13 protein-coding genes are annotated in these 15,472 nt (G+C 70.7%); 7 read left to right on the top strand and 6 right to left on the bottom strand.

Annotated features, from left to right (window positions below):
• Positions 1 to 201 precede the first annotated feature (201 nt).
• The gene (locus QSK17_RS07470) at positions 202 to 777 is read right to left on the bottom strand and encodes a hypothetical protein (protein ID WP_285703707.1); all 576 of its coding nucleotides are present in this window, start codon (positions 775 to 777) and stop codon (positions 202 to 204) included.
• A 556-nt stretch (positions 778 to 1,333) separates the two neighbouring features.
• Positions 1,334 to 1,588, bottom strand: a complete 255-nt coding sequence (locus tag QSK17_RS07465; RefSeq protein ID WP_285703706.1) for a Smr/MutS family protein — start codon at positions 1,586 to 1,588, stop codon at positions 1,334 to 1,336.
• A 278-nt stretch (positions 1,589 to 1,866) separates the two neighbouring features.
• Between QSK17_RS07465 and QSK17_RS07460 the strand changes: the two genes are divergently transcribed.
• Complete coding sequence (locus QSK17_RS07460) at positions 1,867 to 5,175, top strand: S8 family serine peptidase (RefSeq protein WP_285703705.1); 3,309 nt, start codon at positions 1,867 to 1,869, stop codon at positions 5,173 to 5,175.
• A gap of 129 nt (positions 5,176 to 5,304) precedes the next feature.
• Here the strand turns inward: QSK17_RS07460 and QSK17_RS07455 are convergent, their stop codons facing one another.
• Positions 5,305 to 5,733 carry a CBS domain-containing protein gene (locus QSK17_RS07455; RefSeq protein ID WP_285703704.1) on the bottom strand — a complete coding sequence of 143 codons (429 nt, stop codon included), beginning with the start codon at positions 5,731 to 5,733 and terminating at the stop codon, positions 5,305 to 5,307.
• 192 nt (positions 5,734 to 5,925) lie between these two features.
• Here QSK17_RS07455 and QSK17_RS07450 point away from each other — a divergent pair, with 192 nt between their 5' ends.
• The 4 genes from QSK17_RS07450 to QSK17_RS07435 all read left to right on the top strand — a co-directional run bounded on the left by QSK17_RS07450 (position 5,926) and on the right by QSK17_RS07435 (position 10,331).
• Complete coding sequence (locus QSK17_RS07450; RefSeq protein WP_285703703.1) at positions 5,926 to 7,317, top strand: aminopeptidase P family protein; 1,392 nt, start codon at positions 5,926 to 5,928, stop codon at positions 7,315 to 7,317.
• A gap of 48 nt (positions 7,318 to 7,365) precedes the next feature.
• Complete coding sequence (locus tag QSK17_RS07445) at positions 7,366 to 8,031, top strand: 4'-phosphopantetheinyl transferase family protein (RefSeq protein WP_285703702.1); 666 nt, start codon at positions 7,366 to 7,368, stop codon at positions 8,029 to 8,031.
• 91 nt (positions 8,032 to 8,122) lie between these two features.
• On the top strand, positions 8,123 to 8,794 hold the full coding sequence (locus QSK17_RS07440) for an LppX_LprAFG lipoprotein (RefSeq protein ID WP_285703701.1): 672 nt from the start codon (positions 8,123 to 8,125) through the stop codon (positions 8,792 to 8,794).
• A 4-nt stretch (positions 8,795 to 8,798) separates the two neighbouring features.
• Complete coding sequence (locus QSK17_RS07435; protein ID WP_285703700.1) at positions 8,799 to 10,331, top strand: MFS transporter; 1,533 nt, start codon at positions 8,799 to 8,801, stop codon at positions 10,329 to 10,331.
• A gap of 5 nt (positions 10,332 to 10,336) precedes the next feature.
• Here QSK17_RS07435 and QSK17_RS07430 read toward each other — a convergent pair whose 3' ends face one another.
• On the bottom strand, positions 10,337 to 10,879 hold the full coding sequence (locus QSK17_RS07430; RefSeq protein ID WP_285703698.1) for an SHOCT domain-containing protein: 543 nt from the start codon (positions 10,877 to 10,879) through the stop codon (positions 10,337 to 10,339).
• Between the two features lie 232 nt (positions 10,880 to 11,111).
• Here QSK17_RS07430 and QSK17_RS07425 point away from each other — a divergent pair, with 232 nt between their 5' ends.
• Complete coding sequence (locus QSK17_RS07425) at positions 11,112 to 11,582, top strand: DUF6220 domain-containing protein (protein ID WP_285703696.1); 471 nt, start codon at positions 11,112 to 11,114, stop codon at positions 11,580 to 11,582.
• Positions 11,579 to 13,498, top strand: a complete 1,920-nt coding sequence (locus QSK17_RS07420; protein ID WP_285703694.1) for a multicopper oxidase family protein — start codon at positions 11,579 to 11,581, stop codon at positions 13,496 to 13,498. The genes QSK17_RS07425 and QSK17_RS07420 overlap by 4 nt, the downstream gene beginning before the upstream one ends.
• 53 nt (positions 13,499 to 13,551) lie before the next feature.
• Here QSK17_RS07420 and QSK17_RS07415 read toward each other — a convergent pair whose 3' ends face one another.
• Positions 13,552 to 14,199 (bottom strand): response regulator, encoded by a 648-nt coding sequence (locus tag QSK17_RS07415; protein ID WP_285703692.1) that lies wholly within the window; start codon positions 14,197 to 14,199, stop codon positions 13,552 to 13,554.
• Positions 14,190 to 15,437: a sensor histidine kinase gene (locus QSK17_RS07410; protein WP_285703690.1), complete on the bottom strand. Its 1,248-nt coding sequence runs from the start codon at positions 15,435 to 15,437 to the stop codon at positions 14,190 to 14,192. Before QSK17_RS07410 ends, QSK17_RS07415 begins: the two co-directional genes overlap by 10 nt.
• Positions 15,438 to 15,472 lie beyond the last annotated feature (35 nt).

Here is a 15,472-nt window from a genome sequence, read left to right as displayed (position 1 = left end):
AACACGCTTGATCTTCCGCCGCAATCCGGCGGGTGTCGTAGGCTTCACTTTCGAGGTGCCGTTCTCCTGCAGGATCAAGATCTAGTCAATCCAGATCATGCCAGGTCAGAGCGGCACCTTTTGTCGTTTGTGACGCTAGGTGACGACCATCCGCATGTCGGTGAATTCACGAGGCCAGGCAACGGCTGGCAACGAGGGCAGTCACTCCTGCACCGAGCGGACGCCTCGGTCGGCGAGGCCCGACGCAGAGGAGCGTACGGATCGCTCATCGAGCCAGACGGCTTTCCGCCAAGGACCGCGACCGGAGAATTCGATGACCCCGGCCACCAATGCGCCAAGGCCTACAAGGGTGAAGATCAAGGGAAAGGCGAGCACCGGGGGAACACGGGGATCCCATGCGTCCACTCTCCCGGCGGACTTCCACCAGTCCAGATAGAGAATGTCTCGCTTCTCCCCCACATACGGTGGAGGGTTCTGCACGAAGTTCTGGACATAACCCGTCTCGTGCACACCCTCAGCGGATGTGAACGCGACATGGATCCCACGCCCTTCGACCTTGACGATCGTCCCAGACGCAGGATTGCCATAGGTGGGCCCGTACCACTCGAAGTAGAAGATGGCCAGGCTCCCGACCAGGAACACCAGCCCCAAAAGCACGACAGCGATGCCCCGTGGGCGATGGTGACCGAATACCGGGGCGCGCGCGGCCCGCACATTCGCGTTCGCCCGTGCGAGCGCTTCCTGATACTCCTCCAATCCGGTCTTCTTGCTGTTCATCCGCATATCCCCCGTCCAGGAGACGATCTACCCCTTTGTGCAGGCGTACACCGACCCGGGCCAATTTGCAAGCCTCGCGCCTGCGGCACGCTCATGACTTCCTGCTTGCAAACGGGAGCCAGTCACGACGTAGACGGTCCCTCGCCCTGTTCGGGCGGCAGATCCCGACTGCTGCTGTGCGGTCTCGTAAGACTCCGTTGCTGTACTTCGCTGCTGTACAGTCGCAAGCCCAAAAGTGCGGCCCCGCGCAGGATGCCGTCGTCCTGATCTGTCGTCTGCTTTCGACCCATCCGAAGGACAGAGGGCCAGCGACGGAGGGTCAAGCCTGGGATGCCGGGATCCAGTGGTGTTTATTCAGGGCGCCGATCGTGCGCCACGCATACGGCTGCCACCTGACCGCCTCTTATGTAGCCACTGGTTCGGCCTACAGGCCTCGGGTGCCCCGGCAACGCCTGTTGAGGTGACCAGCTCCCAGTGTGGCGAGGAGTCGGCGTGCGCCCTGGTTGTGCCCTCGGCCACGCCGAGGTAAGCGTTACCCCTGGTACGCGTCGCGCGCTCACTTCCACTGGAAGTAGACGAACAGGCGGCCGTGGTTCTTCGCGTCCTTGTCGATGCGGTGATAGAGCGCCTTGATCTCCTTCTGGTCGAGGAAGCGCAGCACCTTCTTCTTGAGCTGGCCGGATCCCTTGCCCGGGATGATCTCCACCTGCGTGGCCTTCACCCGGACGGCCTCCTGGATGATCCCGCGCAGCGCCCGGTCGATCTCACGGCTGTTGTTGTAGATGTCATGGAGATCAAGCTTGAGCTTCACAGGATGGAGTGTAGAGCTTGTCAACTTCCACCCAATAGAGCCGCATAAAGTCAGCATAAATCGCGATCTATACGTAAAGATGATCTCTCGTTAGACTCCAGGTCAGGTACGGCCACCTTCCGAGGTGGCCGTCCACTTGTCGCCCAACGGGGAGGGTCGTGCACCTTCCCATGCGTTCAGGGCGGCACGACACCTCACTTCTCTGCGGGCGGCGAGTCCGTGCAGTGCCCTCATGGGAGGTGTTCGTGTCAAGGAAGTCCCGGTCCACCTATTTACGCTTGACCGCCGTCGCGGGCGGTCTCGCCCTCGTCGCGGCGACGATCCCCGCGGCGTCCGCGACGGCGGAGCCCAGCCCCAGTCCCTCCGGTTCCTGGTCGGCCACCCCGCTCACCGACGGTGAACTCGTCGAAGGGGCCAAGTCGCCGAGCGGGCGGCTGGCCAAGAGCGACGTCCAGCTGCTGCAGTCGCGCTCGGCGGCGCCGGTGAACGTCGTCGTGAAGCTGGACTACGACTCCCTCGCGGCGTACCGGGGTGGCCTCGCCGGCCTGCCCGGGACCAGCCCGGCGGTCACCGGCGAGTCCCTCGACCTGAAGAGCGCCGACGCGGCGAAGTACGGCAAGCACATCGAGGAGGTCGAGAACGCCTTCCTCGGCGAGCTGGCGAAGAAGATCCCCGACGCCAAGGTGGGCCAGAAGCTCCGCACGGTCTACGGCGGCGTGGCGCTCACCCTGCCCGGCGAGAAGGCCGCCGAGCTGCTGAAGCTCCCCGGGGTCGCGGCCGTGCAGGAGGACAAGAAGGAGCAGCCGCTCACCGACTCCAGCGCCTCGTTCATGGGGGCGGACACGATATACAACCAGCTCGGCGGTTCGAGCTCGTCCGGCAAGGGCGTCATCGTCGGCATCCTCGACTCGGGCGCGTGGCCCGAGCACCCGTCGTTCGCCGACCCGGGCAACCTGCCCGCGCCCCCGGCCAAGGCCGACGGCACCCCCCGGACCTGTAACTTCGGCGACAACCCGCTGACCCCGGCGACCGATGTCTTCGTCTGCAACAACAAGCTGATCTCCGGCCAGCCCTTCCTGGACACGTACAACGCGCTGGCGGGCGGCGAGGTCTACCCCAAGAGCGCCCGTGACTCCAATGGTCACGGGACGCACACGGCGACCACATCGGCCGGCGGCCCGGTGGAGCACGCGAACCCGCTCGGCATCGACCGCGGCGCGATCCACGGCATCGCGCCGGCCGCCCATGTGGCCGTCTACAAGGTCTGCGGCGCCGGAGGGTGCTACCAGTCCGACTCGGCGGCCGCGGTCGCCCAGGCCATCGCGGACGGCGTCCGCGTGATCAACTTCTCGATCTCCGGCGGGTCCAACCCCTACAGCGACCCCGTCGAGCTGGCGTTCCTCGACGCGTACGCGGCGGGCGTGTTCGTGTCCGCCTCGGCGGGGAACTCCGGCCCCGGCGCGAACACGACCGACCACCGCAGCCCGTGGGTGACGACCGTGGCCGCCTCGACCCAGTCGCGGACCTTCCAGTCGACGATCACCCTCGCCGGCGACGGCACGACCACCACGATCAAGGGGGCGTCGATCACCGCGGGCTCGATGACGCCGCTGCCGATCGTGCTCGCCTCGGCCCCGCCGTACAGCGACGCGCTGTGCGTCCGCACACCGCCCGCCGGGCTGTTCACCGGCAAGATCGTCGCCTGTGAGCGTGGCCCGAACCGGGTGCTGAAGGGCGCCCAGGTCAAGAAGGGCGGCGCCGCGGGGATGATCCTCTACAACTCGTCCCCGCTGGACGTCATGACGGACAACCACTGGGTGCCCACCGTCCACATCGACAAGCCGGAGACCGACGCGCTGCTCGGCTTCCTGAGCACGCACCCCGGCGCGACGGCGACCTTCACCCAGGGCGAGAAGACGACGTGGCAGGGCGACGCGATGACGACGTTCTCCTCGCGCGGCCCGGGCGGCGACTTCCTCAAGCCGGACGTGACCGCGCCCGGCCTGCACATCCTCGCGGGGCAGACGCCGACGCCGGAGTCCGAGGTCGAGGGCCCTGCGGGCAACCTCTTCCAGGTCATCGCCGGCACGTCGATGTCGTCGCCGCACGTCGCCGGGGCCGGGGCGCTCGTGGCGGCCCTGCACCCGGACTGGACGCCCGGCCAGATCAAGTCGGCGCTGGAGACCACGGCCACGACGAAGGTCACCAAGCAGGACCGCACCACGCCCGCCGACCCGTTCGACTACGGCGGGGGCCGCATCGACCTGTCCAAGGCCGGCGACCCCGGTCTGACCCTGGACGAGACAGCGGCGAACTTCGCGGCCTCGGCCGACCACCCGCAGGGGCGGATCGACCTGAACCTGCCGTCGGTGAACGCGCCGGTCATGCCCGGCGTGATCACGGCGAAGCGGAAGCTCTTCAACGCGACCGACAAGAACATGGTCTACAAGGCGACGGGCAGCACGGTCAGCGGAGCGCAGATCACCGTGCAGCCGGCGACGTTCAACATCAAGGCCGGCCAGAGCGCGGAGATCACCATCGCGATCAGCGCTCCCGACCTGCCCGAGGGGCAGTACTTCGGCCAGGTGGACCTCAAGCAGGTCAACGGGAACCGGGAACAGCACCTCCCGGTCGCGTTCTACCGCACGCAGGGCTCGGTGCCGCTTGAGCAGACCTGCACCCCCGACACCATCGCGAAGAACACCGAGACGTCCACCTGCACGGTGACCGTGCGCAACGAAACGCTGGCGGACACCGAGGTCACGGCCTCCAGCACGCTGAACACGAAGCTGAAGGTCGCCGAGGTCACCGGCGCGACGCAGGTCGGGAAGCGCCAGGTCACGACGACGACCACCCTGGCGGGGCGGCAGCCCGACAAGCCGGTCATCGCACCGGGGACCAACCCCGCGGAAGGCTGGCTCCCGCTGTCCTCCCTCGGCATCAGGCCCACACCGATCGGCGACGAGCAGGCACTCAACTACAACGTCCCCGCCTTCGTCTTCGCGGGCAAGACGTACACGAGGATCGGGGTCGTCTCGAACGGCTACACGGTCGCGGGCGGCACAACCGGCTCGGCGGACATCCAGTACTCCCCGCAGACGTTCCCCGACTCGGCGCCGCCCAACGGCGTGCTCGCCACGTACTGGACCGACCTGGACGGCACCGGGGCTCCGGGCGTTTACGTGGCAACGCTGACGGACGGCGTCAACCGGTGGGTCGTCATCGAATGGCGGGTCCGCCTGTGGGGCGACAGCAAGATCAAGATGTTCCAGCAGTGGATCGGGCTGAACGGGACGGAGGACATCACCTACGCCTACAACCCGACCGCCCTGCCGGGTCACCCGGGTGACGACTACGGCCTGACCGTGGGTGCGGAGAACGCCGACGGCACCGCGGGCAGCCAGATCACCGGCGGGCCGGCGAGTGACTACCAGATCACCAGTACGCCGGGCGCGCCCGGCGGCACCCTGACCTACTCGTTCACGGTCAAGGGTTCGTCCGTGGGAACCGGGACGGTGACGACGGCGACCTCGACCCCGCAGGTGCGCGGCATCACCGTGAAGGAGGACAAGATCACAGTTCAGTGAGCCGTTCACTGAGCCGTGAGGCGTTCGTATGAGGCGAACGGCTCAGTGAGACGCGGAGGGGCCCGGCGGATGCCGGGCCCCTTCCCCGACCCGGCCTGAGCGCCGGGCTCTTCCCCGACCCGGCCTCGGTCAGCTGTTGATGTAACCGACCAGGGCCTCGTTCTCCGTCTCCAGCTCGTCGATGGTGCTCTTGACGACGTCGCCGATGCTGACGATGCCGGCGAGCCGGCCATCGCGTATCACGGGGACATGCCGGACGCGATGGTTGGTCATCGTACGGCGGAGCTCGTCCACGTTGGCCTCGGGCGTGCAGGTGTGCACCTCGGACGTCATGATCGCGGAGACCGGGAGATCCAGGACCGCGGCGCCCCGGTCGGCCAGCCGGCGCACGACGTCGCGTTCGGAGACGATGCCGGTGATGGTCACGCCGTCCTCCGAGACGACCACCGCTCCGATGTTCCGTTCGGCCAGTACGGCCAGCAGCTCGGTGACCGTGGCGTCCGGCCGCACGGTCGCCACGTCCGTTCCCTTGCCCCGCAGAATCGTTGTGATCAGCATCGGCACCACCTCGGCTCGGCCTCGGCTCGGCTTTCACTCAACCTTGCCCCCAAGCACGTGGACTAAGCGCGCCGGACCCGCCTGCGCGGCCTGACCTGTCAGCAGCGTCAGGGGCATACGCTGGTGAGGTTCGAGAGCCGAAGCAGTAATGTGTGAAATACCACTATTGCCCGCCCGCCGCCGGAGACAACGATGACGGACAAGATCAACACCGGAAGCCACGACCTTCCCATCACCGAGGCCCTCGCGCAGTTCATGACGACCGGCTGGGCCGACACCAGCCTGATGGACATGGAGCCCCTGCCCCTCGCCGCGTACACCGCCAAGCGCCGCGCTGCGCTCGTCGCCCGGTTCCCCGGGGAGCGGCTGGTCATCCCCTCCGGCACCCTCAAGGCCCGCAGCAACGACGACGACTACCGGTTTCGGGCGCACAGCGCGTTCGCGTACCTCACCGGCGACCAGCAGCCGGACGACGTCCTGGTGATCGAACCCTCCGGCACGGCCCGGCTCTTCCTGCGGCCTCGGTCGCCGCGCTCGGAGGGGCAGGAGTTCTACCGCGACCGGCGGTACGGCGAGTTCTGGGTGGGCCGCCGCCCCGACCTGGCCGAGGCGGAGCAGCTCTACCAGGTCGAGTGCGTCCACATCGACCGGCTGGCCGACGCGGTCACCGGGCCCGCCCGGGTGCTGCGCGGGGTGGACACCGCGGTCGACGCCCTGGTGTCCCCGGGGGACGGCGACGGCGAGTTCGCCCAGTTCCTGTCCGAGATGCGGCTCATCAAGGACGAGTGGGAGATCGCGGAGCTGCAGCACGCCGTGGACGCCACGACGCGCGGCTTCGAGGACGTGGTCCGCGCGCTGCCCGCCGCGATCGCCCACCCGCGCGGCGAGCGGTACGTCGAGGGGATCTTCGGACTGCGTTCCCGGCTGGAGGGCAACGCGGTCGGCTACCAGTCGATCGTGGCCTCGGGGGCACACGCCTGCGTGCTCCACTGGATCCGCAACGACGGGCGGCTGAACCCCGACGAGTTGATGCTCCTGGACGCGGGCGTGGAGAGCGACAACCTCTACACCGCCGACATCACCCGCACGCTGCCGCTGTCCGGCCGGTTCAGCCCGCTGCAGCGGCAGGTGTACGACCTCGTCCTGGAGGCGCAGGACGCCGCGATCGCCGCGCTCCGGCCGGGCGCGCGCTTCCGGGAGTTCCACCAGGCGGCCATGCGCGTGATCGCCGAGGGCCTGCACGACTGGGGCGTACTGTCCAGCCCCGACCTGGAGAGCGGGCTCTACCGCCGCTACACGCTCTGCAGCAGCGGCCACATGCTCGGCCTCGACGTGCACGACTGCGCCACGGCGCGGGCGGACGCCTACCTCGACGGCGTGCTGGAGGAGGGCCAGGTGCTGACCGTGGAGCCGGGCCTCTACCTGCAGCCCGACGACCTCACCCTGCCGCCGGAGCTGCGCGGCATCGGGGTGCGCATCGAGGACGACCTCGTCATAACCGCGGACGGCGCCCGCCTCATGTCCGAGGGGCTGCCCAGGCGCCCGGACGAAATCGAGGCGTGGATGGCGGAACTGCTCGGCTGAGCAACCGCGATTCACGTGATGGTCACAATGGTCGAATAAGGTGTGATCATGCCAGTCCCCCTGATCTTCGCCGGTCACACCGACGAGGTGCTCGACATGGTCGGGGGGACGCTGACCGAGGCCGAGCGGTCCCGGGCCGAGCGCTTCGCCCGGGAGCGCGACCGGCGCGACTTCGTCGCCGCCCACCTCCTCGTACGGCACTGCGCGGCCGAGTTCCTCGGCACCCGGGCCTGCGTGCTCACGCTGGTGCAGCGATGCGACCACTGCGGCGAGCCGCACGGGCGGCCGTGGCTCGCCGAGGAGCCGGACCTCTCCGTGAGCCTGACCCATACCTCCGGATACGTGTGCGCGGCCGTGGGACACGGCCGCGTGGGGGTGGACGCCGAGCACGCCACGGACGGCCCGGCCGACCAGGGCCTCGCCTCCCTCGCGCTCACGCCCGCCGAGGCTCGGCTGGTGGGGCAGGACAACCGCAGGCTCATCCGGCAGTGGGTGCGCAAGGAGGCCCTCGTCAAGCGGGGCGAGCTCACCCTGGACCGGCTGCGCGAGGCCGACCTGTCCGGCCTGCCGCTCGACGCGGACACCGCCAGGCTGGAGTGGGAGGGCAGGCACCTGCTCGAATGGACCGCGGGCACGGTCATCGCGAGCGCCATCACCGACGGCCCGGCCCGGCTGCGGCTCCTGAGCGGCCGAGCCGCCGCGGCCGGAGCGTGAGCGGGTTACCCAGGCCGTCCGCCCGGCTGTGGTTCCAAACCGATATGTCAGGCCGCTGCTCCGGGCGGGTGCCGATCGCTACGATCCGCGTGTGACAAGACTCCTGACAAGACGCCTGGCAAGCGCCGTCTGGCTCGTCCTGGCCGTCCTCCTGGTACCGGCCTGCGGCGGGACGGCCGAGGCCGGCCTGCCCGACGGCCCCGATCTGATGAAGAAGGCCGCCACGGCGATGGCGGCGGTCAAGACGGTCGCGTTCACCATCGACACCGAGGGCAAGCCGTCCGTGTCGGTCAAGCACGCCGAGGGCAGCCTGACCAAGGAGGGGGACGCGAAGGGCACCCTGCGGATCGACATCATGGGGTCCCTGCAGGAGCTGGAGTTCGTCCTCGCCGGGGACGCGGTCCACTTCAAGGGCCCGACCGGCGGCTTCCAGCGGATGACCCGGGAGGAGCTCGTCGCGATCTACGACCCCTCGGCCGTGCTGACCGGGGTGCCCGAGCTGCTGTCCAGCGCCGCCGACGCCCGGGCCGAGGCCGTGGAGAAGGTCGCGGGCGCCGACGCCTACCGCGTTCCGGTCACGCTGCCCCAGCGGATCCTGGCCAGGCTGATCCCCGGGATCAGCCAGGGTGTCAACGGCATCGTCTGGATCGACAAGGCCACCGATCGGCTGGTCAAGATGGAGCTGCCACTCACCGGAGGCAAGGTCGTCGTGAACCTCACCGACTACGACGCCCCGGTGACGATCACCCTGCCGGCGTCCTGACGGCATGACCTCCTCTCCCTCCCGCGCCGCCGTGCCCGCCGCCCGCCGGGTGGCGCTCGGCGTCGGCGGCGCCGCCGTGCTCCTCGCCGCGCTCGACGCGTACGTCGTGGTCACCGTGCTCATCGACGTCGCCAGGGACGCCGGCGTCCCGCTGAACCACCTTGAGCGGGCGACACCCATCGTGACCGGGTTCCTGCTCGGCTACGTCGCCGCGATGCCGCTGCTCGGCGGGCTCTCCGACCGGTACGGCCGGCGTGCCCTCATCCATGCCTGCCTGGCCGGGTTCGCCGCCGGATCGCTGATCACCGCCCTGGCGGAGGGCGTGCCCGCCCTGGTCGCGGGCCGCGCGGTGCAGGGCGTCGCGGGAGGCGCGCTGCTGCCGATCACGATGGCGCTCATCGGCGACCTGTGGGACGAGCGGGCCCGCCCGGTGGCCCTGGGCGCGGTCGGCGCCGCCCAGGAGCTCGGCAGCGTCCTCGGCCCCCTGTACGGCGTGGCTCTCGCCTCGGTGATCCCCGCCGGTACGGCCTGGCTCGGCCTGCCGACCGGTGGATGGCGGCTCATCTTCTGGGTCAACATCCCCCTGGCCGCGCTCGCGGCGGTGGCCGTGCAGCGCGGCGTCCCCGGCAGGCGGGAGCCGTACGGCGGGGCCAGGATCGACGTCGTGGGCGGGCTGCTCCTCGCGGTGGCGCTGGGACTGCTCGTCGCCGGGCTGTACAACCCCTCGCCGGACAGGTCGGTACTCCCCTCGTGGGGCGTGCCGTGCGTCGTGGCCGGACTGGTCGCGGCCGCCGCGTTCGTCGGGTGGGAGATCCGCTCCCCGGTCCGGCTGCTCGACCCGCCGGGCGTGGCGCGGCGCCCCGTGTTCGCGACGCTCGGCGTGAGCTTCCTCACCGGGGCCGCGCTGCTGGTCACCCTGGTGGACGTGCAGTTCACCGCGCAGACCCTGCTGGGCCTGGACACCGTCGGCGGCGCGCTCGTCCTCACCCGGTTCCTCGTCGCGCTGGCCGTCGCGGCGCTCCTCGGCGGCCTGCTGGCCAGGAGGTTCGGCGAGCGGTCGGTCGCGGTGTGCGGGCTCGCCGTCGCCGCGGCCGGCTACACCCGGATCTCCCAGTGGCCCCTGGACCTCGCCGCGGCGGGGATGCGGATGGACGTGGACCTGGTCGTCGCCGGGTTGGGACTCGGCCTGGTCATCGCGCCGGTGTCCTCGGCGGTGCTGCGGGTCGTGCCCGCCGTACAGCACGGCGTGGCGTCGGCGGCGATCGTCGTGGCCCGGATGATGGGCATGCTGCTCGGCGTGGCCGCGCTGTCGGCGTGGGGGTTCCACCGGTTCCAGTCGCTCACCGCCCACCTCGACACGCCGCTCCCGATCGGGGTGGAGGCCGCCGAGTACGCCCGGCGGCTCACGGAGTACACCGCCAAGGTGCACGCGGCCCTCCACGCGGAATACTCCGAGATCTTCCTGATCACCGCCGTCCTGTGCGCGGCCGGAGCCCTGACCGCCCTGCTTCTCCCACCCCGCGCCGCGACCGGGTAGCGCCGTCAGATCCGGGCGAGCAGCTCGGCCTTCTTCGCCTCGAACTCCGCGTCGGTGACCACACCCTTGTCACGGAGCTCCCCCAGCTTCCGCAAAGCCTCGAACACATCGTCCTCCCCGGAGACGGGAGCCTCGGCCGGGGCCGGAGAGGCGGCGGATCGCGCGCCGGGCAGGCGGTGCCGAATCGCGTCGGCGATGCGCTCGCCGTCGTCGTTGTGGATGTGTTCGATCTCGGCCTTGTCACCGGAGGACGTCACGGTCAGCGTGCCGTGCGATGAACCCGGCTCCCAGTGCACTGAGGAGATCTTCCCCACCGGGAAGTCCTCGGAGACCTTCGCCACCAAACCGTCCTTGACGAACAGCAGTCGCCGGTCGGTGAGAACGACAAGCCCGATGCCGGGGCCGAAGGCGCCGCCCGCCATCTGGTCGACGACCTCGTCCTCCAGGAGGTAGTCGACCAGATGGCGGATCTCGCGCCTGGATCCGAACTTGCCGGCCATGCGGTCGGCCGCGGCCTGGATGTCGGGCCTGTGTGCTCCCTCGGCCATGCTCTCCTCCATCTCGTACTTCTCGAGGCGCCGGTTTCGACGTCCGCTCTCCGGCGTGGATCGGATTGCGGAGTCCGGTGACCATCTTCGGCCGAGAACCGGCCGTACGCCAAGATTCCCGGACGGCAGGGACCCGCGTCCCATGCGTTCGGGACGCCTGGGAGCGCAAGCTGGGGGCGAACCGCCCCGTCACGAACCTCCGGGGCCATTCCCTACATATGAGGAGCCCCCCATGCGCAAGGCGTACTTCGGGTTCACGGTGGTGCTGCTGATCTCCGTGCTCGCCCAGTTCTACTTCGCCACGTTCGGCGCGTTCGAGCGGCCCGTCCCGGCGGCGGGCGCCGAGGGCGCCATGATCAACTATCACGCCATGAACGGCACGATGGTCATCCCGGTCCTGTCACTGCTGACCACGATCGTCGCGGCGATCGCCCGGGCCGGCGGCAAGCAGATCGGCCTCGCGATCACACCGCTGCTGCTGGTCGTGGTCCAGCTCTTCGGCATCTTCTCGCTCGCCGAGGCGCTCGGCACCACTCAGGACAAGACCAACACGGCCGGCCTGATCGTCCTCGGCTTCCACGCCCTCGACGGTGTGGCCCTCCTGGGCGTCGCCGTCCTCCTGGTCCGCGGGGCCCACGCGCTGATGAAGGGAACCGCCACCGCTGCGGCGTCCGCCCGGGCGCGGGTGGCCGGCAGCGCGTGAGCACCGCCACGCTGATCGCTCTCGATCAGATCCTGTTCGTCCTGGTCGCCGGGCTGTGGGCCGCTGCGGGAGGGTTCGCCCTCACCGCGGCCCGGCGGCCAGGCGACGCCGGTGCGGCCCGCCGTACCTCCCTCGTCGCCGCGGCGCTGTGCGCCGCGGCGATCGTCGTGACCGGCCTCCGGGTGCTCGTCACGGTCGGCCTCGCCCGGGCGGGCTGGTGGTTCGTCGCCGAGAAGGTCACCCTGGCCCTCCCTCTCGTCGCGATTCCCGGGCTGACCGCCGGGGTGGTGAGTCTGCCCCGGCTGCTGCGCGGCGTCCCCTCACCGGCCGTCGCGTTCCCCCCGCTCGTCGCGGCGTACGGAGCGGTGGCGGGCGTCGTCTGCGGCGTGATCGTCTCCTACCCGGTCACCGTGCCCGCCGCCGTCGCCGTGCTGACGCTGTTCACCGGAGCCTCCGCGATCACCTGGCGAGTCCTGCGGCACGGGCGCGCGGTCGACCGGTGGCACGTCGCGGGCACGACCGTGCTCCTCATCGCCGTCGTCTGGGCGGTCACCGCGAGCTGGTCGGGCGGACACCTGCACGAGGGGCACGGCGGCTCGGCCGCCGGCACGCCCGTCAACCGGCTGCTCGGCCCCCGAGGTGAGAACGCCCGGCGGTTCACGCTCACGGCGCGGGCCGCCACCGTCCGGCTGCCGTCCGGGCAGACCCTGGACGCGTGGTCGTTCAACGGCCGGGTTCCCGGCCCCGTCCTGCGCGTACGGCAGGGCGACCTGGTCGAGGTGACCCTACGCAACGAGCTGCCCGACCAGGGGGTCACGATCCACTGGCACGGTTACGACGTGCCCTCCGGCGAGGACGGCGTCCCCGGGGTGACCCAGGACGCGGTCCGGCCCGGCGGAACACACGTCTACCGGTTCCGCGCGGAGGACGCCGGCACCTACTGGTACCACAGCCACCAGAACTCCAGCGTCGCCGTGTCACGCGGCCTGTTCGGGCTGCTCGTCGTCGATCCGGCCGTGCGGTCCCCAGGGGCTCCCGCGGTGCCCGCCCCCGGGGACCACACGGTCGCGCTGCACACCTTCGGCCAACTCACGATGTCCCTCGACGGCGCCGCCCCCACTGACCGGCTCGCCACCTCGGCAGTGCCCCCCGGCACGCCGGTGCGGCTCCGCGTGGTCAACACCGACACCCTGCCGCGCACCGTCGGGCTGGCCGGCGTGCCGTTCACGGTCGCGGCGGTGGACGGCGGCGACGTACCCGGGGCGACCGAACTGACCGGGCGGCGGCTCCACCTGGCCGCGGGCGGGCGCTACGACCTGGCGTTCACCATGCCGGAGGGACCGGTCCTGCTGTCCGCGGACGGCCATCCCGGCCTGCTGCTCACCGGCACGGGCACCGGCGCCGCGACGGCGGCTCCGCCCGTGCCCGCGTCCGGCCCGCTGCTCGACATCGCCACGTACGGCTCCCGCACGCCGCTGCCCGGCCACGCTGACCGGCACATCACCTGGGTGCTGGACCGGACCCTCGCGCTGGTCGACGGGGTGCCGAAGCTCGGCTACACCGTGAACGGCAAGGCGTGGCCGCACATCCCGACCCCGGTCGTACGGCAGGGCGAAACGGTCAGGATCACCGTGGTCAACCGGAGCGGGTCCACCCATCCCATGCATCCGCACGGCCACCACGTCCAGGTGGTGTCGAGGAACGGCGTGCCCGCGGGCGGCCTGCGGATGGACACCTTCGACGTGGAGCCGGGCGAGGTCTGGGAGGTGGTCCTGGTGGCCGACAATCCCGGCCTGTGGATGTCCCACTGCCACGACCTGGCCCACGCCGCCCAGGGCATGGAGTTCCACCTCGCCTACGAGAACGTCACCACGCCGTACGACGTCGGCGGCCCGGCGGGCAACCACCCGGCGTGACGCGGGGAGAGCGCGGGCGGGGAGAGCGCCGGGAGGGCACGGCGAAGGCGCGGTCAGGAACGCAGGTAGGCCAGCACTGCCAGGACGCGGCGGTGCTGGTCGGCGTCCTCGGCGTGCAGGCCGAGCTTCTGGAAGATGCCGCGGATGTGCTTCTCGACCGCGCCCTCCGTGACGACCAGGTGGCGGCTGATGGCGGGGTTGGACCTGCCCTCCGCCATCAGGCCGAGCACCTCGCGCTCGCGCGGGGTGAGGGAGGCCAGCGGGTCGTCCCTCCGGCGGCGCACCATGAGCTGGGCGACCACCTGGGGGTCGAAGACGGTGCCGCCCCCGGCGACCCGGCGCAGCCCCTCCATGAACTCCTCGACGTCGACCACCCGGTCCTTGAGCAGGTAGCCGACCGCGCCGCGGGCGTCGGCCAGCAGGTCGTCGGCGTAGGAGACCTCGACGTACTGGGACAGGATCAACACCGGCGCGCCGGGGACCTTCTCCCGGACCTCGACGGCGGCCCGCAGCCCCTCGTCGGTGAAGGACGGCGGCATCCGCACGTCCACGACGGAGACGTCCGGCCGCAGCTCGACGACGGCCCGTACGAGCTCCTCGCCCGTGCCGACCGCCGCCACCACCTCGCAGCCGAACTCCTCCAGCAGGCGGACCAGGCCCTCCCGGATCAGGACGGCGTCATCGGCCACGACTACCCGCACGGCACCTCCGCGACGATCAGCGTCGGCCCACCGGCCGGCGAGTTTACGGTCAGCTCACCCTCGACCACGCGAACCCGGTCGGCGAGGCCGGCCAGGCCGTGTCCCTTGGCGACGTGCGCGCCGCCGACCCCATCGTCGCCGATGGTGAGCAGCAGGGAGTCCCCGATCCTGGTCAGGGTCACCGAGCACGATGTGGCCCGGCTGTGCTTGGCCACGTTCGTGAGCGCCTCGGCGGTCAGGAAGTAGACGGTGTTCTCCACCAGCGCGGGGAACCGCTCCGCCACCTGCACGTCCAGCTCCACCGGTACGGTGCAGCGGCTGGCCAGGGCGGCCAGCGCGGGGGCCAGCCCCCGGTCGGCGAGGATCGGCGGGGCGATGCCGCGCGAGAGCGCCCGCAGCTCGTCGAGGGTCTCCCGGGTCGCGGTGATCGCCTGGCCGATGGTCTCGTGCGCCGCGGTCGCGTCCCGCTGCAGCTCCCGCTGCGCCCGCGACAGCTCCATCGCCAGGTGTACCAGGCGCTGCTGCGGCCCGTCGTGGATGTCGCGCTCCAGCCGGCGCAGCGCGTCCGCCTCCGCGTGGACGGCGGCGTTGCGGCCCTCGGTCAGCCCCTCAATACGCTCCTGCAGCTCCGCCACTCCGGTCAGCAGCGCCTTCCCCACGCTCGCCTGCAGTACGGCGAGGCCCCGGACGACCGGCACGAGCGTGATCGCGAAGATCACGCCCACGAGGAGGTAGAAGGCGGAGTCGACGGCGTATCCGCTGCCGAACCCGAGCAGTTCGGGAAGCCCATGATTGCCCGGGATGTTGGAGAGGATCCAGCCGTAGAGGGGATACAGCAGCCCGCAGACCGCCATCGCCCACCACGTCACGGACACGCAGAAAGTGAAGATCGCCACGGGGAAGACCACGAAGCCGTGCAGCACGTCGAGCCAGGGCTGCCCGGCCATGAGCGGCGTCACGGTACGGCGCAGCCACCCCGCGCCCGGCGGTGCCTGTGGGTAGCGCGGCCGTACCGGCTCGGTGCCCAGCACCCTGGCGATCCTGACCCGCTCGATGTCTCCGAGGCCCCGCGCCGCGAGGGCCGTCGTCGCCAGCACCGGGAGGCCGAGCACGACGACCAGCATGCCGAATCCGGCCGACAGGCCGACAGTGACCACGGAGAAGCCGGCGACCGCGAGAGGAAGACCCAGCAGCAGATAGTTGGTGTCGGCCGCCAGGCGGCGCAGTAGTCGTCGCATGCCAATCAAACTAGAATTTCCCGCTCGCGTGAACG

Source organism: Microtetraspora sp. NBRC 16547 (assembly GCF_030268965.1).
Taxonomy (GTDB): domain Bacteria; phylum Actinomycetota; class Actinomycetes; order Streptosporangiales; family Streptosporangiaceae; genus Microtetraspora.
This window is presented reverse-complemented; position numbering and strand designations above follow the sequence as displayed.

Coding starts and splice junctions, on each gene's coding strand:
- QSK17_RS07470 (WP_285703707.1), bottom strand. CDS start 777: ATGAACAGCAAGAAGACCGGATTGGAGGAGTATCAGGAAGCGCTCGCA.
- QSK17_RS07455 (WP_285703704.1), bottom strand. CDS start 5,733: ATGCTGATCACAACGATTCTGCGGGGCAAGGGAACGGACGTGGCGACC.
- QSK17_RS07450 (WP_285703703.1), top strand. CDS start 5,926: ATGACGGACAAGATCAACACCGGAAGCCACGACCTTCCCATCACCGAG.
- QSK17_RS07445 (WP_285703702.1), top strand. CDS start 7,366: ATGCCAGTCCCCCTGATCTTCGCCGGTCACACCGACGAGGTGCTCGAC.
- QSK17_RS07435 (WP_285703700.1), top strand. CDS start 8,799: ATGACCTCCTCTCCCTCCCGCGCCGCCGTGCCCGCCGCCCGCCGGGTG.
- QSK17_RS07430 (WP_285703698.1), bottom strand. CDS start 10,879: ATGGCCGAGGGAGCACACAGGCCCGACATCCAGGCCGCGGCCGACCGC.
- QSK17_RS07425 (WP_285703696.1), top strand. CDS start 11,112: ATGCGCAAGGCGTACTTCGGGTTCACGGTGGTGCTGCTGATCTCCGTG.
- QSK17_RS07410 (WP_285703690.1), bottom strand. CDS start 15,437: ATGCGACGACTACTGCGCCGCCTGGCGGCCGACACCAACTATCTGCTG.